We start from the raw sequence: 24,692 nt of genomic DNA on the forward strand, positions 1-24,692 counted from the left end.
ACCTGGCAGAGAGATAGACCAATATGCGAATAGTTCAGTCGTGTAGTAATGCTGTATTTCTTCTCTTTTCAGTAGACATCGGTCTTGACTTAGTACAAGGTTTGATCTTAAACTAATCGCTAACACCAAAGGCCTTGTATAACTGGACTGGGAAAAAGATAATTAGTAAGCGAGTAAGCGTAACCGATTGCTAAAGAACCGTTTTTATCGGTTCTCAGAAAAGGCCCAATGAGTAGGTTTTATGGTTGGCTACACGCCTACTCAGCTTGCTGCTCTCGAAGTTTTGTCAGCTTCTCCAGCGTATACGAAACCGGTTGATTGAAATCGGGCAACTGCTCATCCGAGTCAATAACGACACCAAATTGGCGGAAAAGACTTTCTAAGCCAGTAGCTCCCCCAGGCATCATCATACCCAATATTTTTCCAGAGCAGTTGGTATGATTGGTGAAGGCGTGAAGCACAAAAGGTGGTACACTTAAAAAGGCACCTGGCTGACAAAGGATAGGGTTGGTCATATCCTCCACGTAGAACGAAAACGCGCCGTCTAGAATATAAAACGTTTCCGCTTCAGGATGCGAATGGGGCTCCACGCTCGCTTGGGGGGGGAAGCACCGTTTCACTGATCATAAAGCTGTTATGAGTATCTTCAGAAGTGGCTTTAAAGGTCATCAGCCCAATCCGAAACAGAATTTTCTCCCCTTCTCCTGCTTGAAGGATAATAGGTTTCCAGGTTCCACTTGCTTGATTAGTCATTGGACCAAATTATTTCGTAAGTGCTTTTGTGTTAGCTAATTTAACAAAGAAAGGAATTATCACAAAAGGCTCAATAAGTGCTCTTATGTTCGTGACTCTGAGAAGTCTGTAATGAATCTTGTCTTTATATAGCTTAAGCTTGCTCAACCTGTTCCTTGATCAGAAAAAGAGTCGTTCGCCAATAGAATTCTAAGTGTTTCTGAATCGACTCAGTGGGAAAGTTCTCAATCGTGAGCCGTAGGTGGGTAAACTGATCAACAGCGCTTAACGTAAACTCAAGAATGGAATAGTTTTCTGCCATATCGGGCAGTCGCGAAACCGAGCTCAGATGCGTATAGGCTAATTTTCGTTCCTGATCAAAGCGTAGAACAATGCCTTTGTTTTCAAATTTTACGTGATGAAATCCACGAATGGTGATTGGGGTATTGATTTGCCAATTGGTAATGACCTGGATTTGCGCTTCTGGTTCTGCTAACCATTCTGTCATTCGTGCGGGCTGGGTCAAAGCAGCCCACACAGCAGCTGGTTTAGCTTGAATTGTAACATCGGTTGAGAATGGTTCAATCATTTCTGGCTTGGGATTCAAGGATGAATAAAGGGCAGTATCAGTCACGTTAGGCTAATCAATCTACCAAAGATTCAGATTCTCATAATAAGCTCCTTTACTCGTAATTTATAAAAGAAACTCCTTGGGTAGTTCTGCCGAAAAACCATGCAAGTTCGGCAGAACTACTCGGCAGTTATGTGTTTACTTAGGGCCGGTAGATACTTGTGAACCCAGCACGCTATGGGTAAGCCGAAGACAAACAGCCTACCCAAGCTGTTGGCTTTGATGAATATCTGATCATATTCTGTCGACTTAAAGGCCTTAACCGATTTACTGGCCAGCTGGTTATTAGCTACGTAGTTAAGCCAAAGCTACGCTCAATCTTCCAATTGACTCTTCTCATTTTCCACTACTAATCGAACCGTGATCGGAGGAGGCAGACCGCCGGTGTCCATCAGCACGCGGTCAGCTTCATCCCGAGCGAACAGTAATCCGCTAGTCAATCGAAGTAAATCTCGGCAAAAGCAATGTATGATCCGGTAACTAGGGCTCAGTTTAGTCTTATGGTGTTATCCCTCTACTCAGAGCGGGCTACCATGACCTATTTACCTCTATGATTCGCGTAGTAATTAGTAAAGCATTCACAACAGGGATACTGCTGGCCTTGGCATGGCTGACGAGTTGCCCAAACGCAACCGCGCAGGACTGGACCCTGGGCCCTTTCGTTCGGCCGGCTGGTGCAAATCCCGTTATTTCCCCTAACCCCAAAAGCACCTTTCCGGATCCGATGAGTGGCCAACGCGTTGCTTGGGAGGCCAGTGATGTGTTCAACCCAGCAGCGGTCATTCGCAAAAACAAAATTTATATCCTCTATCGGTCCGAAGACAAGTCGGGGCAGGGCATTGGCAAACGCACATCCCGGTTGGGCCTGGCGACTAGTAAAAATGGCCTGCGCATGAAGCGCCGTTCGTTGCCTGTATTCTATCCCGCCGATGACAGTCAGAAAGAGTTCGAGTGGCCGGGTGGCTGCGAAGATCCTCGCATTGCAGTAACCCCGGAAGGCATCTATGTTATGCTGTACACCCAGTGGAACAGGCAGGTGCCGAGGCTGGCTGTGGCTACATCTAAAAACCTGACCACCTGGACTAAACATGGTCCCGCCTTCTACCAAGCCTATGGGGGCAGGTTCAAAGACCTAGCCAGCAAGTCAGCCTCTATTGTAACCAGACTGGTAAAGGGTCGGCAAGTGATCACCCGCGTGAATGGCAAATACCTGATGTACTGGGGTGAAAAGTTTATGAACATCGCCACCTCAGATGATTTGGTGAATTGGGAACCCATGCTGGATGAAGGGGGCGCATTGAAAGCCGTGCTCACCACCCGACTCCATTATTTCGACAGCGACCTGACCGAATGTGGCCCGCCTGCGATCTTGACCGATAAAGGCATACTGGTTCTCTATAACGGTAAAAACAAGCCGGGACCGGGCCGAGATACGGCTTACACAGCAAACACCTATGCCGCAGGCCAGGTGTTGTTTGATCAGCATGATCCATCCCGGGTTATAGCCCGCCTGGACAAACCCTTTTTTGTGCCGACTGAGCCGTTCGAAAAAAGTGGCCAATACCCGGCTGGAACCGTATTTGTAGAAGGCTTGGTCTATCATCGGGGTCAGTGGTTTCTGTATTATGGCTGTGCTGACAGTCGGGTGGCCGTAGCGGTGTATGACCCGCAAAGTAAGTAGTGTGCTATTGGTCGCGCTTTACTAACGAGTTTCTGCACCTCTTATGGTGTTCTCTTTACCGTGCGCTTGACTAAACCTTAGGTGTAGTTGGGCAAAAAGCCCCTCACGGGGACGGTCAGGTATTTCGTGTCGTGTTGTCGGCCATCAAGGAATGCTTAATATAAGTCTGCTAATGTAACCATAGACTTACGTAGCTATTTTATTTCAAAAAAATTTGCGAAACCATACGGTTGCGCGTAAATTTGCAACCATATGGTTTCGCAAAGCAAAATATAAACAGGATGAGACGAGATATTTTTCAGGCCATTGCTGACCCCACCCGACGGGCAATCATCACCCTGATCGCCCTGCAGGCCATGACGCCCAACGCCATTGCCGATCACTTCAACTCTACCCGGCAAGCCGTTTCCAAACACCTGCGCATCCTCACCGAATGCCAATTGGTCAAACCTCAACACCAGGGCCGGGAGATCTACTACTCCCTGGAAGTGGAAAAACTAAAAGAGGTGGATCAGTGGGTGAACCAATTTAGGGAACTATGGGAAACCCGTTATCATCAACTTGACAACGTATTAGCAACCCTTAAAAAACAAGGACAATGAACGATTTCACCGTTGACAAAACCGCAAAAACAGTAACCTTTTCCCGCGAGTTTGATGCCGAGCTGTCCTTGGTATGGGATGCCTACACCAAGCCAGAACTTTTAGATCAATGGTGGGCACCTAAACCCTGGATCTCAAAAACAAAAGTTATGGACTTTATCGTGGGTGGCCGCCGGTTTTATGCCATGGTCAGCCCCGAAGGAGACGAGCATTGGTCAATTCAACGCTACACCTCCATTAGTCCCAAAACCAATTTTACATTATGGAATGCGTTTGCCGATAAAGATGAAAACCCGGAGTTGCCTGGTTCAGAATGGGATTTAAGTTTCAGCGAGCATACGGGGAAGACGACGGTACGGATCCGTATTTATAATGAATCGCTTGTACGCATGGAGAAGATGCTTGCCATGGGCTTTCGGGAAGGAACGGCTATGAATCTGAAAAACCTGGAGGAGTTGCTGGTCACTTTATCGAAGGGAAAGTGAAGCAATAGGTTATCGCTATCATCGGCTTGGCGAAGGGGGTCGGAGAGTTCTCGAGTTGGGCTTGGATATTTACTCGGTAGTCGTCGTTTATTGAGCAGACCGCTTTCAACTACCTCCACCCTCGCCAAGCCGTAAACCGGTGCTTGCGCCTACAACACTAGCTAGGTGACGCACCGTTTATTCGGCTCGCGGCTGGACCGATTGTTGTGCGATGGGTTTGGGTCGTCCAAAGAGAACTGATAGTGAGCAACCACCGATTGCTCACTATCACAATACGCTCCCTCATGAGACAAGGAGCAACTTATATACTAATAATCCGGGTGTTTAATTAGAGGGTCAGTTTTACTAGCTGTCAACGACTAGCCCTAGCATACGGCTGCATGTTTGCAGGTAATACTAGTCAATTAATCATCTAAAACGCTGATTGCTAGTTGAGTCTTGTGTTCAAAGGACTACCCAGAGGCTTACATTGATTGATAGCTGGGCCGCCGGGCGGTCTTAGCTGACATACGAGTTAAAGCATCGCTGCAGGGCCTGACCAGGCAGTGCGGTCGCTCCCGTTTGTGAGTTATCCAAGATGAAAGTCCGACTAATAGTATCTTAGAATAATAGCACTGAGCAAAGCTAAAGGCATACGGTTTTTCTATAAATGAACTTCGTTGTCCGAATTATTGACAGCGGGGCCGGGATAGCGACGGAGCGGGTGATATTTCGCTGCTGTCTCGGCCCCATTAGCCGTTATCTTACTTGCCCGAATACGCTACACGGTAAATTACCCCGTTGGCATCGTCGGTGATCAGCAACGACCCATCCGTATGCTGCGCAATGCCGCACACCCGGCCAAACTGTTCCTTATTGCCGTTGACTAACCAGCCCGTCACAAAATCTTCGATGCCCGTTGCCCGGCCTTGCTCATCGAAACGCACGCGCACCACTTTGTATCCCGACGGTTTGGCCCGGTTCCAGGAACCGTGCATGGTCACGAAAGCGTCGTTCTGGTATTGGTTCGGGAAACTGCGGCCTGTATTGAAAACCATGCCCAAAGGAGCAGCGTGGGCATCGTACAACTGAACAGGCTTCGTCGTCTTTGCGGCATACTGTTCGGGCGTTTCGTCGGCTGGTTGCGGGTGGGGAGGCAGCTTACCATTGGCATATACGTAAGGCCAGCCGTAATCGGCCCCTTCTTTAATTTCGTTGAGTTCTTCCCGCTGATCCTCGTCCCCCAGCCAGTCGATGCCGTGATCAAATCCCCACAGTGCCTTTGTGGCGGGGTGCCAGCCAAACCCGATGGTATTGCGAAGGCCTTTGGCATAGACCCGGCGCCCCGAGCCATCGGTATTGATCTGGATGAGTGTGGCCGCTTCTTTATTGCGCTCGTCGCAGGCATTGCAGGTGCTACCCGCCGACAGGTACAGCTTGCCATCAGGACTAAAATTGATCGTGCGGTTGGGATGTTGCCCCGCGTCGGGCAGATCGTTGTAAAGGGTTTTTAAGTCGCTCAGGGAGCCATCGGGTTTGATGTCGGCTACGTACAATTCCCGAATGGAGGTCATATACAGCTTACCGTCGCGCAGAGCCAGTCCGTGCAGGTCGGCTTTCTGAGCCACGTCTTTAACGAGTTCAGCCTTGCCGTCTTTGTTAGCGTCACGCACCAGCATAACGGTTCCTTTGGTGCGGTCCGACACGTACACGTCGCCGTTGGCTGCCACTACCAGCATACGCGGGTTGCCCGTTTTTTCGGCAAAAGTGGTGACGGTAAAACCGGCGGGGGCTTTCAGTTGCGCTATGCGCTCGGTTGTGGCATCAACCTGCTGGGGCTTGAACACATTGACGGAGTAGCCGTCTTTCAAGGTGTTCTGGTAATCGTTCTGGGCGCTGGATGGCAGCGCACCCAGCAGAGCGGCTGCGCTGATGAGTAACGAAATGGCTTGTTGTCTCATAGGGTGATTAAGTATTGCAAACAGGTTGTTCACTGAAAGCAATCTTCTAACTACCTGTTAATTCGACTTGTTTTGGGGCGATTTTTACTAATTTTTGCTGCTGTAGTAGCTGCCCAACCTCTCTTTACCCTCCCCTTTTTGTCTAATGGGCGTGGCTCTGGGCCCGCTCCGACATACCGGCCAGTGCAGTTGCAAAAGTGCAAACGTAGTCAAGTTGGTTTAATCAATTAGCCATGCCAACCCAATTTTGCCTCTCAAACTGGGCGTCTAGTGAATTAACGTTTATCATACAATACTAACTGCTTCTTCCCTTTAAAAAGGCGTTGAACTTATTAAATAAGGCTGGTTAGTATAGCTGGATAGAAGGGCAAATAGCGATCAACGAATGGTGATCGCTACGCGACGGTTTTTGCTCCGTTCGCCTTCCGTCGTGTTGTCGCCAAGAGGCTGTTTACTGCCAAACCCTTCGGTGGTAATCCTTTCCTCAGCGATCCCCCGCCGTGTTAGGTACGCAGCCACTACTTTCGCCCGATGCTCAGATAAGGCCAGATTCAGCCGGGGATCACCCACATTGTCGGTGTGGCCAGTAACGTGGATGTGCCACTGTGGGTTGGCTTTCATCGATTGAACTAGGTTATTCAACTCAGTCGATGCCTGGGCCAGCAATACGTAACTGCTCTGCTCAAACTGTACCGTTCTTAAGATAAAGGTAACTCCGGAAGAAATTGCTGGTGACGGTGCAGCATCCCCTCGACGGATGGGCGTGAACACGGCGGCTAATGTGTCAGTAGTGGGTAGCCTTTTGGGATGTACTACTGTGTGGTTCGGGATGGTTTTGGCCGTTTTTAGTTTTCTAGTTAGTGCTGGTTTGGGAATCGTTGTCATAACGGCTGATCGCTTGGTGATGACTGTACTAATCAGTTTAGGAACGACCGTAACAAGCGGAGCTTTCTGAAAAAAATACTGCGCTGCTATGGGCTCACCGCTTTCGGCGAACGGATTTAAGGCGGAGTTGGGCGTTGGCGGGGGCTTCCAGTAGAGGTAAATTTCGCCCCATTCGATGGCATTGAAATAATCAACCCGCAGATCGTAGTACTGTCCGGCTTTCAGCGCGATGGTACCAGTATAATGTTTATAGGAGTTGAGCTGCCAGGAATCCAGCACCAGCTTGTTGCCGACCCAAACCCGGATGCCGTCATTCACTTTGGCAAAAAACACATACTCTCCCGTAACAGGAGCCAACAGTTTGCCCCTCCAGCGTATCGAATAATAGGATCGGGAAAGACCCTTTCCCGGACTCCGTCTGTCCCAGTTGAAACTAATCGCTGGATCGATTCGGGAGAAAGCTTTCTGCTCAAAATTCGTACCAATGTAGTAATCCCCTTTCAGTCCTGACTGAGCCCAAGCCTGTTGTGCAAGCAGGCAAAGCAGTATATGGCCATAAAGTAGGATTGGTTTCATAAGCGGACTTCGTCAATAATAGGATTAGTGACCTGCACTTGGATGAGTCTATACTTTGGATTAGGATAACCTTCAGAGGGCATTTGGCAAAACGTGGGCATTAGCTCGCCCACAGTCCGTTCTTCAGCCACCTGAGTAATCTGGTAACCCTAAATTGGTTTTAACTGAGCCAGTCAGTGCAGCACAAGCTCTTTCAAAGTTTCCTGTTAAAATTTCTTATCTACTAATTCATAGTGAGAAGAAAAGGAGTGCATAGATTTAAATCAAAAATATATAAGAAAATTATATATACAAATAATATAATCAGAATTTAGAAGGGGTTATGGATGTGTCTAACAAAACGCTATTTGTCAACAGGTTGTCAAGAGACAAAAGGGAGAAGATGGCTGGATGGTAATTGATTGAGCGGAGGGCACGAACTAAATGACTATTTAGCCGGTAGTACGGAATGAGAATACAGACGTCTTACCGGTATATTCCCGTTTGCCATATCTCACAAACCGCTCCCAGTTGAGATAAAGTAGGTTTTGTAAGTCAGCACGTAAAAGGAGTGGTTATCGACTTCCATTCCAACTATTGTCGTAAACTGAGAATCATTTAGGCAAAGAACTACGATATGAGAGCCAGATTATTCCTACTTGTAAGCTTATTGTTGAGTCTAGGCTCTTGTAAAACAAAAGAGGCCCTTGCCCCCCGCTGCGCTAATGCAGGAGCGTTGGTTAAACAGGTTAAAAATGCAAACGGCGTGGTTTACTATGATTCCGCTCAAAGCAGCTACTTTATTCGGGTCCCCAATAGCTTTGATTCCCATGATCTTGGTTACACTTGTAACTTAGCTTCTAACTATCAAAAAACGGGTCTGAAAGTCAACTTTAGCGGTACTTATTACCAGAGTGACAAGCAACTTGGCTTTGTCGCAGGTGATAAGAATTATTACTTATCCCTTCTTTCCATCCAAGAACAATAATGCCTTCATCCAGCGTCAGATGAATGTTCTCAGAAAATGCTCCCAAGTGAAATTAGATGATCTCTAGGCTATCTACTACTTAAACTGGGTAATGATGATGACAATGGCCCATAGAATAAACCGTTTGGCTCTTCTAATCAAGCGTATCGAGTTCGACCCTTAACCCCATTTTACTCCTCGCTCTAGTAATGCCTTTTCTCCATTGATTTAAGAAAGCGCAGCGCCTTGGCGGAAAATGCTGGTGCACCCATTAGGCTTTTCCGGGCAGCCTTATTATATAGATAAAAGAACGCAAACGGGTTCTCGATATGCTGAATCAGTTCATTGGTTAAGCCCTGTTGCTGAATCAGTCTACCCATAAACATCCCAGGCACATGACCCGTAGCCAGAACGATTGAGTTCCAATATGAAAAACTTGTAAAAGGCTCGCCCGCCCGATCCGCTAATTGCTCAAAGGCTTGATTAAGTTTCGCAATACATGAACTAGACTGCGTTTCGTAAAGAGTCAAAAATGCCTCTTTCTCTCGATAAGGTGATTGCTTATCAAATAGGACAAACGGTTTGTCAATCAAATCGGCAATTCCCTCCTCACTAATGCCATTAATCGCCACGAAAGCCGCCTGCTGGTCTTGGGGTACCGATTTGAAATGGCGAAGTTTTATGCGACAGTAGAATAGAGCGTAATGGAACAGTTCATGACCCAGAAACGCACCAGGTCGATAGGTCTCCATATCGTATGCCATTAATAGGTCCATTGTGATACCGTATTCACGGGCACTGCCATCGTAATTGTATAAGATAAAATCGACCCTGGGAGCCGGGAAGCAGTTCTTCCATTTTTGGGGTAGCATTCGTTTGGTATAGGCCATCGCACTATCTATCCATCAAATGCAGTTGGTCAATCCTGGCAATGTAGTTCTTTAAGTTGAGCTCTTCCTTTTCGTAGCGGATGATCCGCTGTAGCGAACGATCCGTTTTGATCTGTTGCTGAATGCGCTCCTGGTTTCCAGGGGTGTAGACTAACGTAACTTGTTGGATAAATTGATTCCAAGCGGTCGTGTTTACGCGCTTATATCCGTCGGTTTCTTTCAACTGTTGCCAGTCTTCCGGTGTTAGCTCTATGCCCTCTCTTAATCGATCGGTCAGTTTCCAAAAGGCATAGCAAGGTTGAAAGTTAAACTGCTGAGAATGAACAGCCGGTGCAACAACAAGGAAGATCAGTGTGAGTGCTACTTTTTTAAACATACGGTGAGTCAGGCTATGTTGCATCAGTACTGGGTATTACTGGTAAAGTAGGACAGATACAGAAATAGTACGAAGTGATTGCAAAAAGAAATTCTTAAATAATGCTCCCACCTGAGATAAAGATCGACTTGAAACAGTGTACTTCAGACGTTTTCAAAACAAATACGATGCATGTACAATGAGCTGAGCAAGCATATCGTATGGAGCACCAGGCTTTCGCCCTCAATTTACCGATAGATAAAACCCTGTGGCAGAGATGACTTTATCATATCTATATTGTCCACTCACTCGGTAATCGTTTTCTACCTGGCTAGCCATTTATTCGACCACTACTCTATGAGACTTATTGCCCTAGGGATCTTTCTGATTATGAGCCAAGCTCAGGTGTGGGCTCAGGCTAGCCTTAAACGCTTACCCATCATTGACATGCATCTACATGCCTTTCCCTTCACCGCACAGGGGCCCCCACCAGTCACCATTGGTGCCCCCTATCGCGATTGGTCGGCCCAGGACCCCAAACAGGGCGGGGGTATGGGCTACGCCAATCAGTTGCTCAAATCAGCCTCGATGTGTGTCAACTGCTTAACCTCCGCCCCCTCCGATGACGCCTTACGCGACCAAACCATTGCGCTACTTGATAAGTATAACATCATCGGGGTGACCAGCGGGCCGATGGCTTATGTACGACGCTGGCAACAACAAGCTCCGGATCGTATCATTCCCGGCGTGCTGTTTACCATGGGAGACCCCGCACTCACCCTTGACTCGCTACGGCACTATTTTCAGACGGGGGCCGTCAAGGTGTTTGGCGAGCTATGTCTACAGTATCAGGGTATCGCCCTGTCCGATTCAGTGGTCGAACCCTACCTCAAACTAGCCGAAGAGTTTGACGTCCCGGTCAGTGTACACATTGGCACGGGGCCGCCGGGGGTGGCCTATTTCGGGGATCCTAAGTACCGGGCTCGCCTGCACAGCGCTTTGACGGCGGAAGAGGCCATGATTCGTCATCCGAAACTACGGGTAGCCATCGCGCATGCGGGTTGGCCGCTGGGGGATGATTTGCTGGCCACCCTATATGCACACCCTCAGGCGTATGTGGATCTGGGGGTGATCTGCTATATCTTGCCCCGGGCCGAATTTCATGCCTACCTAAAACGGATTATGGATGCGGGTTTTGGCAAGCGGGTGATGTTCGGTTCGGATCAGATGGTGTGGCCCGGGGCGATTGCAGTCGGCATCCAGGCGATCGAGCAAGCTCCTTTTCTGAGTGTGGCTCAGAAGCGAGATATTTTTTACAACAATGCCGCTCGGTTTTTGCGACTGGATACGGCTCTTGATGGCCGGAAATCCGTGGTCGGCGGCCATGCCATTAGAAAGTAGGTCCTAGGCAAGAATAGTGGCGTGTCTTGAGCGTTGGGAGTTAGGCTCCTATGTGAGACGAGGGCTATTATGAGCCGCAGAAGCGCTAGAGCTGCAAAGTTGTCGCAAATACCTCTGTTGATGTCGGCTTTGCCTCATGGCTACTCTCCCGAAGCGCTTACGTTTGTTTTAGTTGTCAAGAACGCTGGATTAAACCTATATCCGGACCCCTACCATGGAAAACAGTATAGCCTTCGACACCACTCTACTTCAAACGGGTAATAAGACAGCGATCCGAGTACCGGATGAGGTTATCCAGCAGCTAGGAGCGGGTAAGCCCCTCCGTCCTGGTAACCATTAACCACTTCACCTATCCATCTACTGTAGGGGTGATGAGTGGGGTTTACATGATTCCGGTTAGTAGTGCCGTTCGCCAGAGTGCTGGCCCAAAAGGGGGCGATCCAATCCGGGTGATCGTGCGTCTAGATTCCCAGCCCCGGGTGGTGGCTGTCCCCCTTGATTTTGAGCAGGCCTTAAAAGCCAATCCAGGTGCTAAGGCCTTTTTTGGTTTTCTGTCCCCCAGTGGTAAAAATAAGTATGTGGGCTTACTTTACGGCGCAAAATTGGCTGAAACTCGCCAGAAACGAGTTGACAAAGCCATCTCGGATTTAGGCGAAGCAAAAAAGTGACAGTTCCTTCGAAAGGCTAATGATGACTCGTTAAGATATGCTCCAATGAGACACACATAACGGATTGTATTTGACGGATTTTAAAAAATAAACGTCTCCCAGTTCGCTCGCATGTGAGACGAAGTGGATTAACATCACGTCACCTTGGCCTATTTCGACCAAAGGCGAGGGTCAATTACTAGTGGCTTCTCGTCAATCACTCGTATGGAGCCATAGCTGCTATGGGCCGGATGCAATAAATAGTTGATGCCATCGGGCATAACCGATGAGGGTACACCTAAGGCTAACACATCCGGCTTGGCTAGCCAATCGGCTACAAGATGCTGACTCCGATTGTACGTGTTTTCCTGCCAATAAGGCGGCAGTTGAGTCGCATCCAATACTCGCTGACTGTCAATGGGTAACTCCAGACTCAACAACCGATAGGCGGGTAACTCATCATAGGGCACTTGAGGCATATGCACTAAGATTTCCACCAAAGCGAGTGCCGGATGTTCGGCCGTATAGAGAATGCCAACACCCGGCGGATTCCACCGGCCTCCATTGAGCCAGGTACCGGTAACATCTAGGGGTTGGGCGGCATACTTCTGGCGCACCACTCGATAAACAAGGGCCATAGCTTATCCGAAGATGCCATAGTCAATTCGGCCCAGTACCCGATCTACCAAAGTATAGCCCGTAACCGTATCTAACGTCTGAAGGGGCGTTTGGTAGTCAAGTTCACGTAGGGGGGCGCGCATCCAGTTGAGGGCAGTTGACGCACGTCCTTCAAAGGTATCTAACATGTGTAGAAGTAAGTTCTCTAGCAGCAGCAGTCGCTCGGAAGCATCCTGACTGATGCGTTGATCGACTTTCAGTCGATGCAGGTATGAAGCTGATAAGCCTAAAGCAATAGCCATTTCTTTGTCAGTTAAGCCAACTAACCTTGCTACGCGGTCGGCTTCCGCTCGTAGCACGCCTTGTCGACTGCGGGCGATGATCTCCTGTTCGGTCATGAGCCGGGGTAACAGGGCTTGGTTAGGCGGTAAGAAAGGCAAAGTGATGGCCATTAGGATGAATTTTTTCACTAAGATAACTATAAAAGTTCACTCAATCAAGTTTGTCATCTGCTTGGCCAGCCTGATAGCACGTAATAATAAGCGTACAGCAAAATGAGAGTTTCTCAGGAAGATGCAACTGACGGATTGTTAGTCGCATCTTCCTGAGAAACTGTAGATAAGGTAGTGGCTTATCAATCAGCCCTACCCTGCTAATTCACTTACGAAGTATATGGTTAGCCGCTGTTAGTTCAGACTGGCTTCCTTTCCTGTAATGAAATACTAGTATGCTATTGCCGCGCCACGGTGGCTATTGATACCAACACCGCACGGTCGCTTGGTGTTTAACCTGTTTGCTTCATTAGCTAAATTTGATGGCACCGCAGCCGCGGACGGTCGGCCACCCGGCGGGATCTGATCCGGGAACGAACCAAAGCCGGTTTAGCTGCAGCTCGGGCCAGGGGACGTATCGGCGGGCGACCCAAAGGACTCACGCTTGAAGCTCAAGCGAAAGCCCGGGCCATGAAGTCTATTCATGCTCTTAAAACCCATACGATTTTAGAGATTGGTCAGTTATTTTATCTCAGCCGAGCAACGGCGTACCGCTACTTAGCTTGGCAAGAAGCAAAATAACGGTTGCTTCATAAAAAGGGCGCTTAAAAGACGCCCTTGACAAGTTGAATAAATAAAAATAGAGATCAGGCTCTTTGGGCGTAACTTTAGTTGTACCACTGCCAATGAGTATAATTGCATTAACATGGATCAATCAAATTACGATTACATAATTGCTGGCGCGGGCGCTGCGGGTCTAAGCCTGCTGTGTTACCTCCTTGCGGAAGAGAATCTTGCCCAAAAGAGTATTCTATTGATTGATAGTGACTTAAAAAAAACCAATGATCGAACTTGGTGCTTCTGGCAGCAAGAGCAGGGTCCGTTTGAATCATGCCTAGAAAGCCAATGGGAAAAACTAATGTTTCATTCGCCTGATTTTTCGGAGCAAGTTGACATCGGCCCCTATAAGTACAAAATGTTGACAAGCATCGCCTTCTACCAGCATTGTTTTCAACTCATTGAGCACCATCCTAAGGTAGTTTTCAAGCAAGACCAGATTACATCCATACACCCTAACGGCTCAGTGGTCGGAACAAAAGACAGTTATAAAGCAACCTATGTGTTCAACAGCGTCTTTCGAAATCCGGCTCAATCAACCCACACCCACTACTTATTGCAACACTTCCGAGGCTATTTCATTGAGACCGATCAACCAACTTTTGATGTGGAGAAGCCCGTGTTGATGGATTTCCGAGTCGAGCAAGACCAGGATTGTCGGTTTGTCTATGTGCTACCAACCAGCCCCTACCGGGCCTTGGTCGAGTATACCGGATTCTCAACCACTATGTTGGAATCCGCCCAGTATGATCGAGCTCTTGATGGGTATATTCGAACTTATTTAGGGCTTAATGACTATCGGATATCTCACGTCGAGTCGGGTGTGATTCCCATGACCAACGCTGCTTTTCCAGTGGGTGAAGGAGCCATTGTTAACATTGGCACGGCCGGTGGAGCCACCAAAGCCTCAACGGGGTATACCTTCAGCTTTATTCAAAAGCAGTGTCAAGCAATCGCCAGGCGGTTGGCATTTGGCCAGTCACCTACCAGCGCAGAGCGATTCAAGTTAAATCGCTTCGCGCTGTATGACCGCATCTTTCTGCGCGTGCTAAAGGAAAAAAAGCGGCCTTCTTGGTTAGTCTTCAATGATCTGTTTAAGCAGTTGCCAGCGGCCCTTATTCTCCGCTTTCTGTCCGAAGAGACGAATGTTTGGGAAGAATTTCGATTAACCAACGTGATGGACAAGCCTACCTTTATTTTAGCCGCGTTGCGAGAAGCTACTGCTCATTAGAGGATGGTATTCTCATCTTCATTGTATTGGCATAGTGTACTGTTTAGGCAATAGGGATGCTATTTGTTTGTCAACCCAAGGTCATTCGTTTGCGAACGTGCGCTTATGCATGTAGCTAATAGTTATCTTATCTCTTTAAACGCTCCTTTTTCGTTTTCACCATGTGATCTTGAAAACGTCTCATTTACGCAGTCGGCTCTCGAGTGGTATAGGAGATTGGCCAACGACCTCTACTGCCGCATAGGAAGCATGTTGGGGGTGCAACAGGAGATTGTACGACATTTCCAAGATGACCGACGGTACCGCTATAGCTAAACAAAAAGGGGCTTGCAACCATTCGGTTAGGATTGTTTGGGTTTCGCCCAAAGTACCACTCTTCCAATAATTAGGTAGCTTGGTCGGCTCAAGCCAAAAAATACTGTCAGTCTCGATAGGCAAACGTAGGGTACTCAACCACAGTTGAGGTAGTTCTCCTAAGGTTAAGGGAGGTAAATGCACCAATGTTTCCAGCAAGGCTAGTTCTGGGGTGCGACTAGTGTACAGGATACCCATCCCTTTGGGATTCCAACGGCCTCCATGTCGGTGGCTTCCCACGACGGATAACGGCTCCCGATGATAGGGCTCTTTGTTGATACGGTAGACGTCCATTTGCTTACCCTATCAGGCCCCATTCAATGCGGCCCAGTACATCTTCGGCCAGTGAGAATCCCGATACCGTATCCAGCATAGCTAGAGGGGATTGGGCGACCACCGCTTCATTAGACAATGTAGAAGGCATTTCCTTGTTAGCTGGCTGAGTCGCTTGCTCAATGGGTTGAGTAAAGCTACCCATATCTCGAAGAGAGTTAGGAGCGGTTAGCTCAAGGCTCAAGTCCGTCTCTGGACGGTAGGCCAATTCAACCAGGGGTGTGCGTAACCACCGAGACAATATGTCGGCTCGTCCGTCAAAGACGGCAAGTCCTCTTTGGATAAGTCTCTCCAGCAGCAAGAGTCGTTCACTAGCGTCCAAACTCAATCGTGTCGCCGTGGCTTTGCCATGCAGACCTCTGATGGACATGTTCAGAATACGGGCCATCTCTTTATCGGTAAGTCCCACTAAGCGAGCGACTTCATCAACGCGTCGGCGCAAGACGCCTTGTCGGGCCTGGCTGATAATGCTGGTAATTGGCAGAACCACTTGCATAAACTAGGTATGAATGTACAGTGCAAAACTACACAATGTAAATGGTAAATTTGCACTAAAAGTTTCTTGGCCTTCGTACAAGCCTACCCTGTTAACCTGCCTGTTTCAAGTTAACTTCGTTTGCCAAACGAGACTAAATGCAAGCGAGGTAACTTGGCCAGGCTGCACCTGGCATTTCCCTTCAAATGACTTACCAGTAGTACAATCTTAAAAAAGAATCTTCTTTGGGACAAAAAGTTTTTATGATCTAATCCTGGAGTGTAGTGCTAAAAGATGGTTTTTTTTATGAAGATGCAACCCGTAATCAGGCTACTGCATCTTCATAAAAAATTGTGATTTATTAATCAACCCTTTTTGAAGTACTATTATGCTGTTTGAATATGCACGCGTTTCTACCGCCCCGGCGGCCCGGTCAAGATCAGAACCTAGCTCTCCAGTTGGATGACCTCAAAAAAGCAGGTTGTCAGAAAATCTTTCAGGACCGCGGTGGCGGACCACAAGGTCTCTTCAGCTAAAATACGACCGCAACTTCAAAAGCTATTAGAGGTTCTTCGAGAAGGAGATACGATTATAGTTTGGAAACTGGATCGGCTAGGTAGATCACTAAAAGAGCTATTTACATTGACCAATGACTTTCAAATTAAAGGAATCGGATTCCGTAGTTTGAATGATGCCGCGCCACGGTGGCCATTGATACTACGACCGCTCAAGGACGATTAGTGTTTAATCTTTTTGCGTCGCTGGCTGAGTTCGAACGAGATATGATTCGCGAACGAACTAAAGCCGGTTTAGCGGCGGGACGTATCGGCGGACGCCCAAAAGGACTCTCGGCCGAAGCCCAAACAAAGGCACGGGCTGTGAAGTCTATTCATGCTCTTAAAACCCATACGATTTTAGAGATTGGTCAGTTATTTCGCCTAAGCCGAGCGACAGTTTACCGCTACTTAGTTTGGCAAGAAGTAAAATAATAGTTGCTTTATGAAATGGGCATTTAGTAGGACAAGGGAAGCATGCCCTACTCGTCGTTTTTGTGAGTTTGATCCCCTCTATTTCGGAGGAACTGATTTTCTAGTCGTGACGGTTTTTCGGGGCGGCCCGTGCCATGCCTTTCTTAAATGCACCCAACCCAAGCCGATAGGGGCTGTCCTAGCGTCCCAACCTTCTACCCATGTAAATAACTTACCGGCGTCGTTCCGGTCCAGCGTTTAAACGCCCGCGTAAAGGCGCTCAACTCGCTATAGCCCAGAATATAGCTCACTTCCTTAATCAGGTACTTACCCGATTCCAGATAATGTACCGCTAACGATTTGCGGATAGAGTCGGCCAATTGTTGATAGGTAACCCCTTCTTCCTGAAGCTTTCGCTGTAGACTACGAGCACTGGTATTGAAGTTAGCGGCAATGCCTTCAAGAGTAGGTATCCCTAGATATGCGTTGGCTAATAGATACGTGTAGATACGTTCCTTTAACGGTTGGCGATCGGCAAGGGTCTCGCTCATAGCGCTAGCCTGCTGGAGCAGTACGCTTTGCAGTTCGTAGTTAGCGGTTAAAATGGGTTCGTTCTGGTAGCGATCATCGAACGCTAAAACGTATTGATCCGCCTTTTCAATAAGTTGACAACGTAGTACTCGCTCATACTCCGCTAACTCGGCAGTAGGATAGGGTAAAACGACTCGTTGGGGCTTGAGCCGAGCTAATACCAAGCCGTCAAGCTCGTGCATAACAAAGGCCAACGACAAGTCAATCAGGTGGCGAAACCCAAACGGGTAGTCCTGCGCTTTGTCGGTATCTGGAATGAAGCGGACCATAAATTGCTCATTGCCCTGACTTATACCCATAGCAAACAAGTCAGTAACCAGATGCAGAAACTCGGCGGCATGAGTCAAGGCTTCGCCCATCGTGCGGCTGTTTTGAACGATCTGGCCGACGATACCCAAAGCGGCTAACTGCATCGACTCGCCTAAATGCAGACCAAACAGCGGGTGATTACTTAAGTGACTAGCGTTCATCCATAGATCGTTCACCTGTTTTGAGGTAATCGCCACTTTACCCCGCCGTCTGATTACTTCCCAATCCAACCCCGACAGCTTACACAATCGCTCGGGTGATATATCTTTCTGCACTGCATAGGCCAGCAGGCTGTAGACAAATTGTAGCTGATATTCTTTCATGACCTAATTTTTTGAACAAGGTAGCCTGATTACGTCGCCGCACCAGAGGCTGGCGTAAAGTGGTAATTGATTGGCGCCATCGGGTAAGCAGCAGGCGCAAAGGCCTGAATACCTTTGTCACATCATCAAACGCTACTTGAACGCCATGAAAACGCAGCCACTAACACACTCCTTAATTGGCATGGCCTTAGCCTTGTCGATCACGCTTAGTAGCCGAAGCCAGGCACAAACAGTCAGAACGACTGCCCTATCAGGAACTAGTCAAACAACCATAACTCCAGCAAAACCAAACGAGATGGAAAACCAAGCAACACAAACCGTCAACGCATTTTTAACCGCCGTTCAGAAGGGTGACCAAGCTACTTTAGGCGCATTGATTCACCCATCTATTAACTGGAACCAGCCTGGCAGCAACCGCTTCTCCGGCGCGAAACAGTCAAACATGGAAGTCTTCCAGATGGTAGGCGGCATGGTTGAGGCATCGGCCAATACGTTGCAACTGACCGACATCAAGCAACTGACCGTCAACGGTAACAAAGTAGCCTGCCTGATTCATTGGAAAGCCATACAGCCGGGTGGTGGGGTACTGGATGTCGACAACATTGATGTATACACAGTCGAAAACGGCAAAATTGTCGACGCCACGATTTACTCAGAAGATATCGCACAGGAAGACGAATTCTGGGGCAAGTAATTAGCCCTTCACAGGTAGGATTAACTGCTGACGATTAACTTGATCCACTTATGGATTCCTTGAATGCCCTACGCAAAGCCGTTTGGGCTGCCCCTGCGGGGTAGTCAGTTTTACTGAAATCTCCAGTTTAGCGACCGACTTAAAAAAACGGGCATTTCGAGCTATTAATTTTACAACCTACTTTGCGGGGGCGTACGTTTGTCAAACTGCCCTAAGCTATAACCTATCGCTACTTGTTAGGCTGGTTTGTAACCCCTAGCGATGGACATTGGAAAGAAGTACGCCAAGTTAGCAACTGCTGACCTGGCGTGCTTTAAAAAACTCTTTTTTTTAGAAGACCTCTGACATAATTAAGCAGTCAAAATGTCGATTATAACTGCTGCCAGCCGCCATCGATTACGATTTCTGCCCCTAACATAAACGAAGAATCAGCGCTGGCTAAAAACAGGTAGCCATTAGCCATCTCTTCAGCCGTACCCACCCGCTTTATCGGTACTCCGCTTGCCAATTTCGCTCTCAACCCTTTTACCTCTTTATCCGATAAGCCTAGTCTGCCGTGAATGGGTGTTTCTATGTGGCCGGGAGATAGCACATTCACTCTGATCTTTCTGCTTACTAAATCTGCCGAAAAATTACGAGCTAACGCTCTAACAGCTGCTTTGCTGGCAGCGTAAGCTGACGCGTTTTCTGTACCGGCTACCGCGGCAGCAGAACCGGTGATGACGATTGAAGATCCGTCATTGAGATAAGGTAGTGCCTTTTGTATGGTAAAGAAAGTTCCCTTAAAATTGATGTTGGAAATCTCGTCAAATAACTCCTCCGTAAAATCAGTCAACGGAGCCCCTTTGAAAATACCGGCATTGACAACCAGCACATCAATCTTCCCAAATTTGTTTTCAATCTGTTGGTAGGCTTCATCCAGCGTAGTCAAATCAAGAGTGTCTACCTTAATGGCTAGCGCACTATTACTAATTTCCGCAGCTGCCTCCTGCAACGTTTTCTCATCACGGCCTGTAATGGCTACTTTGGCCCCTTCTTTTGAGAAAAGTTTGGCCGTTGCTAGACCGATGCCACTGTTACCACCGGTGATAACGGCTACCTTGTTTTCTAATTTTTGGCTCATTCGTGATTTGGTTTTATAATTGTATCACAAAGGTACTTTTGATGGTTTCCGTTATATACTATTCAGCAAGATTGTAGTTACCTGTTGGTAACTACTTAAAAACTGTCAAGAATGAGAGATGAGCGATTTTGCAAATCAGAATGCTCGCTGACAAGAGCCGTCGGTAAAATAGGCAATAAGTGGAAGCCTATAATTATTAATATTTTGAATGAAAGGACATTACGATTTGGGCAATTGGATGCTTTTATACCGATGATAACCAGGAAGGTGCTAACCGAACAGCTAAAAGAGCTGGAGGAAGATGGCATCGTCACCCGCCAATCATTCAGTGAACTACCACCGAGGGTTGAATATTCACTGACCAAGCAAGGGTTGCAGTTGCTGCCTATTTTTCGAAGTATGATGGAATGGAATAGTGCACATGAGGGAACCATTATGCCGATGTAGTGAAGAGTAGAAGTATGCTCCCCCGTGAGACAAGGAATTGGCTGATCGCCTGACTGCTCTTTCAATGCTCAATCACAAGGTCCGAATCAGTGACGATCCAGGCCTTGTTATTATTACCACTTGAGTGCTGAATCTTTTCGCTACCCTGTATCTGTACAGTAGTAGTTCACAAATGAACAGCCACTGTACAGATACAGGGTAGAAAGTCTAAGTGAAGGCTAGACAAAAGACGGTAGCGGTATTGCTTCCCAACGCTTTCATCTGTATTTTTAAGTTCGTTCGGTCGTCAGCGACTAGCCGAACTTATACAACTCTTCATGCCCACTTGTAAACTTAAACTGGCTCAGCCTTGCTTTTTTACCGGAGTAGTGCCGACAAACAGACACTCAACACGTTTCTGATCCAGCGCGCCGGCTCACAGGCTTTTTTTGAACCAACCAGCGTTGTTTACTACCGCTTGCAAAGACCAGTCCGTTTCTATCTTCGTGATGCCTGGTTTGAGCATCCGCTGTTTAGACAGGGGGTAATGCATCGCCGTTCCGGACCGCAACTTTCAGCAACAGTTCGAGTTGGCTTAAGCCTTAGCGACTACTGACCGACTGCTAGTTTTTGCCTAATCAACCGCTCGACTATGGCCTACCTGGAGTATAAGCCCAATCTGGCCTTACAACCATTTATCGATGCCTTCTGGATGGTCAAGCCCCAGGCCGGTAAAACTACCCGCATTTTACCCGATGCCTGCCAGGATGTAGTTATACCAGTCCACGATCCTGGTCATTGTCAGCTAATGGGTACGATCACCACTTATGTCGACTCCCACTACCCAACGTCGAACTCCTTAGTTGGCATTCGCTTTAAACCGGGCGCATTAGCCAATTTTATCCCCGTCCCTCAGCATCTTTTGACTAGTCAGGTTATTGAGTTGGACGCCGTTTACCGTCCGCTAGCCGACACGCTGAGCCAAATTGAGCTAGTCAACACAGATATATCTCTGTCGCAATGGATTACTGCCGTGGAGCCAATCCTGTTGAACCAGCTTGTTACCCATGCCAGACCTGACCCCCGAGTAACCGTTGCGGTTTCGTCGATTCTCCAGACAAAAGGACAAATTAGCGTAAGTGCCTTAGCTGACCAGGTCTGCTTATCCCAGCGCCAGTTGGAACGCCACTTTATGCATAGGGTGGGACTGGCCCCTAAACCTCTGATTGAGCTGGTTCGTTTCCGGGCGTTGACCCAGCTTCTCAAACAACACCCCGACTGGTCATTGACCGAGATGGCTTTTCAAATGGGCTATTATGACTCCGCGCATCTAGCCCGCACCTTCAAACACTATGCGGGTGAAGTAGCGTCTGGTTTTCAAGGCCGCATAATGTCGGGTTTTTACAAAGCGAAGGAGGTGAACGCTGGTAAGTTTGCGCCATGATTCATTGGCGTCATTTTCATTACAAACCGATTCGCAAGCAATGCAAACTTCTGACCAACGATCCGGCTCGAACTTACTGGGCTTACAAACGGTAATTTATGCCGCTCCCGAACTGGATACGCTCAAAGCGTGGTATGCAACCATGTTGGGATACGGTCCTTACTTTGACCAGCCTTACTACGTAGGCTTTCAGGTTGGTGGCTATGAGTTGGGCCTTGATCCACACGCCACCCTGCAACTAGGCAGCACCATCACGTATTGGGGCGTAACAAACATCATGACGGTTTACGATCGGCTTTTAGCGTTAGGCGCTGGGGCTGATACGCCGATTACTGAAGTGGGCGATGGAATCAAAACCGCGACGCTCAAAGACCCAGCGGGCAACGTACTGGGTCTGATCGAAACCCCACAAGTTAAGCGTTGATAGTCGTTGCGGGTTCAATAAAAGCCGCTGCAGAAAAGGAGGGGTACCTAACGTTCACGCTGTTCATACCTGAACTGTCCAACCGGTGGTATGTTGGTAGGCATGCCCTGGTGGATAGCTTCCTGCCCCTTTATCAGGAAAGCTGCCAACGGCCTTGTCCACTGGACAGACGCAGCATAGGCTCGTAGTATCGCTCGCTACAGGATCGCATTTTATCTCATACCCGTAAGCTACCCATTGGCTATTAGCAGGAAGTAAAACTCCCGCCAGCAAGCGCCAGTGGGAATTACGCATCAGCCCGGTTACCTAATGGTGTCTATCTCGTTATGTTTAACCCGGTTCACCCCTGGCCGATCCGATGCCCAACATACGGATTGGTTAGTCAGGCTGGATTGCTTGCTTTACAAATACGGGGAATCCCCCAGTCAGCGGGGAGAAATACCCCGTTTAACCGAATGGCTGAAGCGTAACTTTTGATGGCGACCATCAGCCAGAACAAGAACTTTATATATATAGCAATCAGGTCTCAGCGGCCCAGCTTAACGTATTGACCCATAGCTATTTACGGATTGAAACTCGGGAAACGAAGTAATTAATTCGTCGGCATTCCCTGATTAATACAGTGTTGTTTCATCGGAACGGCTAGATTTACGTCAAAATGTAGAGAAGTTCAACAGACTTTAAGGCCCTATCTTCTTACCAAGATACTTAGTGGGAAGATAGGGCCTGGTTCTGACTGACAAGCCATACGGACCCCGTTGGGCAGCTTAGCCTGGTCTACTTTCGAGGCCCAGGATCCTGACTAACAAGGCTTGAAATAACTATACTAACCCCAAATGAGACCATTCACCAGTTGGCCCAGAGTTAAGAAGCAATCTGTGCAACTAATCGTTTTCTTTCTGCTAGCTACCCTTTCCCTACAGGCCCAGATCAGCCAGCCCAGAATTGATAGTATACTCCAGGCCTATAGTGCCATTCATCAGTTTAATGGATCGGCCTTGGTCATTCAGCAGGATAAAACGGTGTACGAAAAAAGTCTTGGCTACCAAGATGCAGCCTCAAAAAGACTACTCACCCAAAACAGTATATTCCAAATTGGGTCGCTAACTAAATCATTTACGGCTGTCCTCATCTTAAAACTAGCCCAGCAAAATAAACTCTCCCTCAGCGATCCCATCAGCACCTACCTACCCGACTACCCCAGAGGGAATGAAATACGAATAAAACATCTACTGACCAACTCGGGCGGTATCTATGAGAAATTCAGAAAGCCCACATTTTATAACCAACTAAGGTCTACTCATCCATTCAGTACAGAAGAAATGTTGGCCTTTTTCAGCCAGGAGCCGTTAGATTTTGATCCCGGTACTCAGTTTAGCTATTCCAACTCGGGCTTCGATTTACTGGGCATCATTATTGAAAAAGTAACCGGGTCTTCGTATGCCCAAGCGATGCATAGCTATATTTTCAAGCCCCTCAACATGACCAGTAGTGGGTTTGATTTTTCTAGGCTTAGCAATGATAACAAAACAACTCCCTACGCCTATTTATCCTCAACCAAACAAATTGACGTTAAAGCCTGGAATGCCAGCCTGACCTTCTCCTCAGGGGGATTATACAGTTCAACGAGAGATTTACAGAAATTTTATCAAGGGCTCACCGAATTTAAGCTAATTTCCAAAGAAGCGCTCGATCAGGCAACGACCCCTTTTTTAGGTGGGTATGGGTTTGGATGGTACATTGATAGCCTACAGGGGGATCGGGTCATTGATCATGGCGGCAATGTGGAAGGCTCGACCAGCTATTTTTTAATGATGCCTGAGCGCCAGACCTGCATTATTTTGTTGGCCAATATCACCTCCACGTCGTTAGAAAAAGTAGGCAACTCGATCTATGCCGCTTTGCAAAACAAGCCCTACCGTATTCCACAATCTAAACGGGAAATTCAGTTAACCGAACAGAGTCTTCTAAACTATGTGGGCAGGTTTGAGGTATCAACGCATTACCAAGTGGGCATTACTAAAGAAGCAGGCAAATTAGTGATGAAGCTTAACGATGAGCCTAAAATGACCCTATTGGCTGAAGGAGAGGACCTCTTTTTTATTGATGATTCAGACATGATACTCGAATTTATTAGGAAAGGCGGCAAAATTGATCAAGTAAGAATCCGGCAAGGTTTAACCACTAAAGTAGCCGACAAAAAAGAATAAGAACGGCTCTGGCTTCGGGTCGCATTGATCCCTATTTTCCAGAAAACACGACGATAAGCGGGTTAAGAAGATAGTGACCGCACCCTGGACTGGGGAGGGGGTTTGCCGGCAGCAAGGGCTACAAGGCTTGCGACAATTTTAGAATCAGTTTGATTCCACACAACTGAAAAAGCATTCTTAAAATAACGCTCCCACCTAAGACGGGGAGCGAATGGAGTATCTATAATTTGGGCGTTTGGCGAGATGGTAAATTTAGAAATACTGGTGTATGGCTAAGTTGGGTGTGTTG

The 24,692-nt window shown here is 47.8% G+C and carries 27 protein-coding genes; 15 read left to right on the forward strand and 12 right to left on the reverse strand.

Translation table 11 applies throughout. From position 1 onward, the window contains the following. Positions 1-257 precede the first annotated feature (257 nt). Complete coding sequence (locus M0L20_RS25375) at positions 258-620, reverse strand: cupin domain-containing protein (protein WP_354004279.1); 363 nt, start codon at positions 618-620, stop codon at positions 258-260. Between the two features lie 266 nt (positions 621-886). Continuing rightward, entirely contained in the window at positions 887-1,321 is a 435-nt protein-coding gene (locus M0L20_RS25380; RefSeq protein ID WP_248479940.1) for an SRPBCC family protein, read from the reverse strand. Between the two features lie 592 nt (positions 1,322-1,913). Here M0L20_RS25380 and M0L20_RS25385 point away from each other — a divergent pair. The 3 genes from M0L20_RS25385 (at position 1,914) to M0L20_RS25395 (ending at position 4,131) form a co-directional block, all read left to right on the forward strand. Further along, positions 1,914-3,044, forward strand: coding sequence for a beta-1,2-mannosidase (locus tag M0L20_RS25385; RefSeq protein WP_248479942.1), 1,131 nt, complete (start codon positions 1,914-1,916; stop codon positions 3,042-3,044). A 281-nt stretch (positions 3,045-3,325) separates the two neighbouring features. Then, the gene (locus M0L20_RS25390; RefSeq protein ID WP_232563156.1) at positions 3,326-3,646 is read left to right on the forward strand and encodes an ArsR/SmtB family transcription factor; all 321 of its coding nucleotides are present in this window, start codon (positions 3,326-3,328) and stop codon (positions 3,644-3,646) included. After that, complete coding sequence (locus M0L20_RS25395; RefSeq protein WP_248479944.1) at positions 3,643-4,131, forward strand: SRPBCC family protein; 489 nt, start codon at positions 3,643-3,645, stop codon at positions 4,129-4,131. Before M0L20_RS25390 ends, M0L20_RS25395 begins: the two co-directional genes overlap by 4 nt. 743 nt (positions 4,132-4,874) lie before the next feature. Here M0L20_RS25395 and M0L20_RS25400 read toward each other — a convergent pair. Then, complete coding sequence (locus M0L20_RS25400; protein ID WP_248479945.1) at positions 4,875-6,071, reverse strand: PQQ-dependent sugar dehydrogenase; 1,197 nt, start codon at positions 6,069-6,071, stop codon at positions 4,875-4,877. Positions 6,072-6,449: 378 nt separating this feature from the next. Next, positions 6,450-7,532: a PA14 domain-containing protein gene (locus M0L20_RS25405; RefSeq protein ID WP_248479947.1), complete on the reverse strand. Its 1,083-nt coding sequence runs from the start codon at positions 7,530-7,532 to the stop codon at positions 6,450-6,452. A 616-nt stretch (positions 7,533-8,148) separates the two neighbouring features. Between M0L20_RS25405 and M0L20_RS25410 the strand changes: the two genes are divergently transcribed. Next, positions 8,149-8,499, forward strand: a complete 351-nt coding sequence (locus M0L20_RS25410; RefSeq protein WP_248479949.1) for a hypothetical protein — start codon at positions 8,149-8,151, stop codon at positions 8,497-8,499. Between the two features lie 182 nt (positions 8,500-8,681). Here M0L20_RS25410 and M0L20_RS25415 read toward each other — a convergent pair whose 3' ends face one another. Beyond that, positions 8,682-9,350 carry a DUF5700 domain-containing putative Zn-dependent protease gene (locus tag M0L20_RS25415; protein ID WP_248479951.1) on the reverse strand — a complete coding sequence of 223 codons (669 nt, stop codon included), beginning with the start codon at positions 9,348-9,350 and terminating at the stop codon, positions 8,682-8,684. Positions 9,351-9,372: 22 nt separating this feature from the next. Then, positions 9,373-9,768: a hypothetical protein gene (locus tag M0L20_RS25420; RefSeq protein ID WP_248479953.1), complete on the reverse strand. Its 396-nt coding sequence runs from the start codon at positions 9,766-9,768 to the stop codon at positions 9,373-9,375. A gap of 312 nt (positions 9,769-10,080) precedes the next feature. Between M0L20_RS25420 and M0L20_RS25425 the strand changes: the two genes are divergently transcribed. The 3 genes from M0L20_RS25425 to M0L20_RS25430 all read left to right on the forward strand — a co-directional run bounded on the left by M0L20_RS25425 (position 10,081) and on the right by M0L20_RS25430 (position 11,792). Continuing rightward, positions 10,081-11,124: an amidohydrolase family protein gene (locus M0L20_RS25425; RefSeq protein WP_248479955.1), complete on the forward strand. Its 1,044-nt coding sequence runs from the start codon at positions 10,081-10,083 to the stop codon at positions 11,122-11,124. Positions 11,125-11,338: 214 nt separating this feature from the next. Then, positions 11,339-11,464, forward strand: coding sequence for a hypothetical protein (locus M0L20_RS30175; RefSeq protein WP_262924018.1), 126 nt, complete (start codon positions 11,339-11,341; stop codon positions 11,462-11,464). A gap of 31 nt (positions 11,465-11,495) precedes the next feature. Continuing rightward, positions 11,496-11,792 (forward strand): YdeI/OmpD-associated family protein, encoded by a 297-nt coding sequence (locus M0L20_RS25430; protein ID WP_248479956.1) that lies wholly within the window; start codon positions 11,496-11,498, stop codon positions 11,790-11,792. Between the two features lie 149 nt (positions 11,793-11,941). Here M0L20_RS25430 and M0L20_RS25435 read toward each other — a convergent pair whose 3' ends face one another. Both M0L20_RS25435 and M0L20_RS25440 read right to left on the reverse strand, forming a co-directional pair. After that, complete coding sequence (locus M0L20_RS25435) at positions 11,942-12,409, reverse strand: RES family NAD+ phosphorylase (protein ID WP_248479957.1); 468 nt, start codon at positions 12,407-12,409, stop codon at positions 11,942-11,944. Positions 12,410-12,412: 3 nt separating this feature from the next. Next, positions 12,413-12,841 carry an Xre family toxin-antitoxin system antitoxin gene (locus M0L20_RS25440; protein WP_248479958.1) on the reverse strand — a complete coding sequence of 143 codons (429 nt, stop codon included), beginning with the start codon at positions 12,839-12,841 and terminating at the stop codon, positions 12,413-12,415. A 745-nt stretch (positions 12,842-13,586) separates the two neighbouring features. Between M0L20_RS25440 and M0L20_RS25445 the strand changes: the two genes are divergently transcribed. After that, a complete protein-coding gene (locus M0L20_RS25445; RefSeq protein ID WP_248479959.1) occupies positions 13,587-14,729 on the forward strand; it encodes a lycopene cyclase family protein in 1,143 nt (380 codons plus the stop codon). Positions 14,730-14,909: 180 nt separating this feature from the next. Here M0L20_RS25445 and M0L20_RS25450 read toward each other — a convergent pair whose 3' ends face one another. Both M0L20_RS25450 and M0L20_RS25455 read right to left on the reverse strand, forming a co-directional pair. Beyond that, on the reverse strand, positions 14,910-15,377 hold the full coding sequence (locus M0L20_RS25450; protein WP_248479960.1) for an RES family NAD+ phosphorylase: 468 nt from the start codon (positions 15,375-15,377) through the stop codon (positions 14,910-14,912). Positions 15,378-15,381: 4 nt separating this feature from the next. Continuing rightward, on the reverse strand, positions 15,382-15,912 hold the full coding sequence (locus M0L20_RS25455) for an MbcA/ParS/Xre antitoxin family protein (protein ID WP_248479961.1): 531 nt from the start codon (positions 15,910-15,912) through the stop codon (positions 15,382-15,384). 441 nt (positions 15,913-16,353) lie between these two features. Here M0L20_RS25455 and M0L20_RS30180 point away from each other — a divergent pair, with 441 nt between their 5' ends. Beyond that, on the forward strand, positions 16,354-16,632 hold the full coding sequence (locus M0L20_RS30180) for a recombinase family protein (RefSeq protein WP_262924019.1): 279 nt from the start codon (positions 16,354-16,356) through the stop codon (positions 16,630-16,632). Further along, positions 16,596-16,880, forward strand: a complete 285-nt coding sequence (locus M0L20_RS30185; protein ID WP_354004280.1) for a recombinase family protein — start codon at positions 16,596-16,598, stop codon at positions 16,878-16,880. Before M0L20_RS30180 ends, M0L20_RS30185 begins: the two co-directional genes overlap by 37 nt. A gap of 194 nt (positions 16,881-17,074) precedes the next feature. Here M0L20_RS30185 and M0L20_RS25465 read toward each other — a convergent pair whose 3' ends face one another. After that, positions 17,075-18,082 (reverse strand): AraC family transcriptional regulator, encoded by a 1,008-nt coding sequence (locus M0L20_RS25465; RefSeq protein WP_248479962.1) that lies wholly within the window; start codon positions 18,080-18,082, stop codon positions 17,075-17,077. A 145-nt stretch (positions 18,083-18,227) separates the two neighbouring features. On the opposite strand from M0L20_RS25465, the gene M0L20_RS25470 reads away from it, so the two are divergent. Beyond that, positions 18,228-18,776, forward strand: a complete 549-nt coding sequence (locus M0L20_RS25470; protein WP_248479963.1) for a nuclear transport factor 2 family protein — start codon at positions 18,228-18,230, stop codon at positions 18,774-18,776. A gap of 370 nt (positions 18,777-19,146) precedes the next feature. Here M0L20_RS25470 and M0L20_RS25475 read toward each other — a convergent pair whose 3' ends face one another. Continuing rightward, positions 19,147-19,899: an SDR family oxidoreductase gene (locus M0L20_RS25475; protein WP_248479964.1), complete on the reverse strand. Its 753-nt coding sequence runs from the start codon at positions 19,897-19,899 to the stop codon at positions 19,147-19,149. A 111-nt stretch (positions 19,900-20,010) separates the two neighbouring features. On the opposite strand from M0L20_RS25475, the gene M0L20_RS25480 reads away from it, so the two are divergent. From M0L20_RS25480 to M0L20_RS25495, 4 genes are all read left to right on the forward strand, one after another. Further along, entirely contained in the window at positions 20,011-20,346 is a 336-nt protein-coding gene (locus M0L20_RS25480) for a winged helix-turn-helix transcriptional regulator (RefSeq protein WP_248479965.1), read from the forward strand. Between the two features lie 631 nt (positions 20,347-20,977). Beyond that, complete coding sequence (locus tag M0L20_RS25485; RefSeq protein WP_248479966.1) at positions 20,978-21,769, forward strand: AraC family transcriptional regulator; 792 nt, start codon at positions 20,978-20,980, stop codon at positions 21,767-21,769. Positions 21,770-21,809: 40 nt separating this feature from the next. Further along, positions 21,810-22,193, forward strand: a complete 384-nt coding sequence (locus tag M0L20_RS25490; RefSeq protein WP_248479967.1) for a VOC family protein — start codon at positions 21,810-21,812, stop codon at positions 22,191-22,193. A gap of 836 nt (positions 22,194-23,029) precedes the next feature. Beyond that, positions 23,030-24,403, forward strand: a complete 1,374-nt coding sequence (locus tag M0L20_RS25495; RefSeq protein WP_248479968.1) for a serine hydrolase domain-containing protein — start codon at positions 23,030-23,032, stop codon at positions 24,401-24,403. The last annotated feature ends 289 nt before the right edge of the window (positions 24,404-24,692 follow it).

It is taken from the genome of Spirosoma liriopis, assembly GCF_023196085.1.
Lineage (GTDB): Bacteria > Bacteroidota > Bacteroidia > Cytophagales > Spirosomataceae > Spirosoma > Spirosoma oryzicola.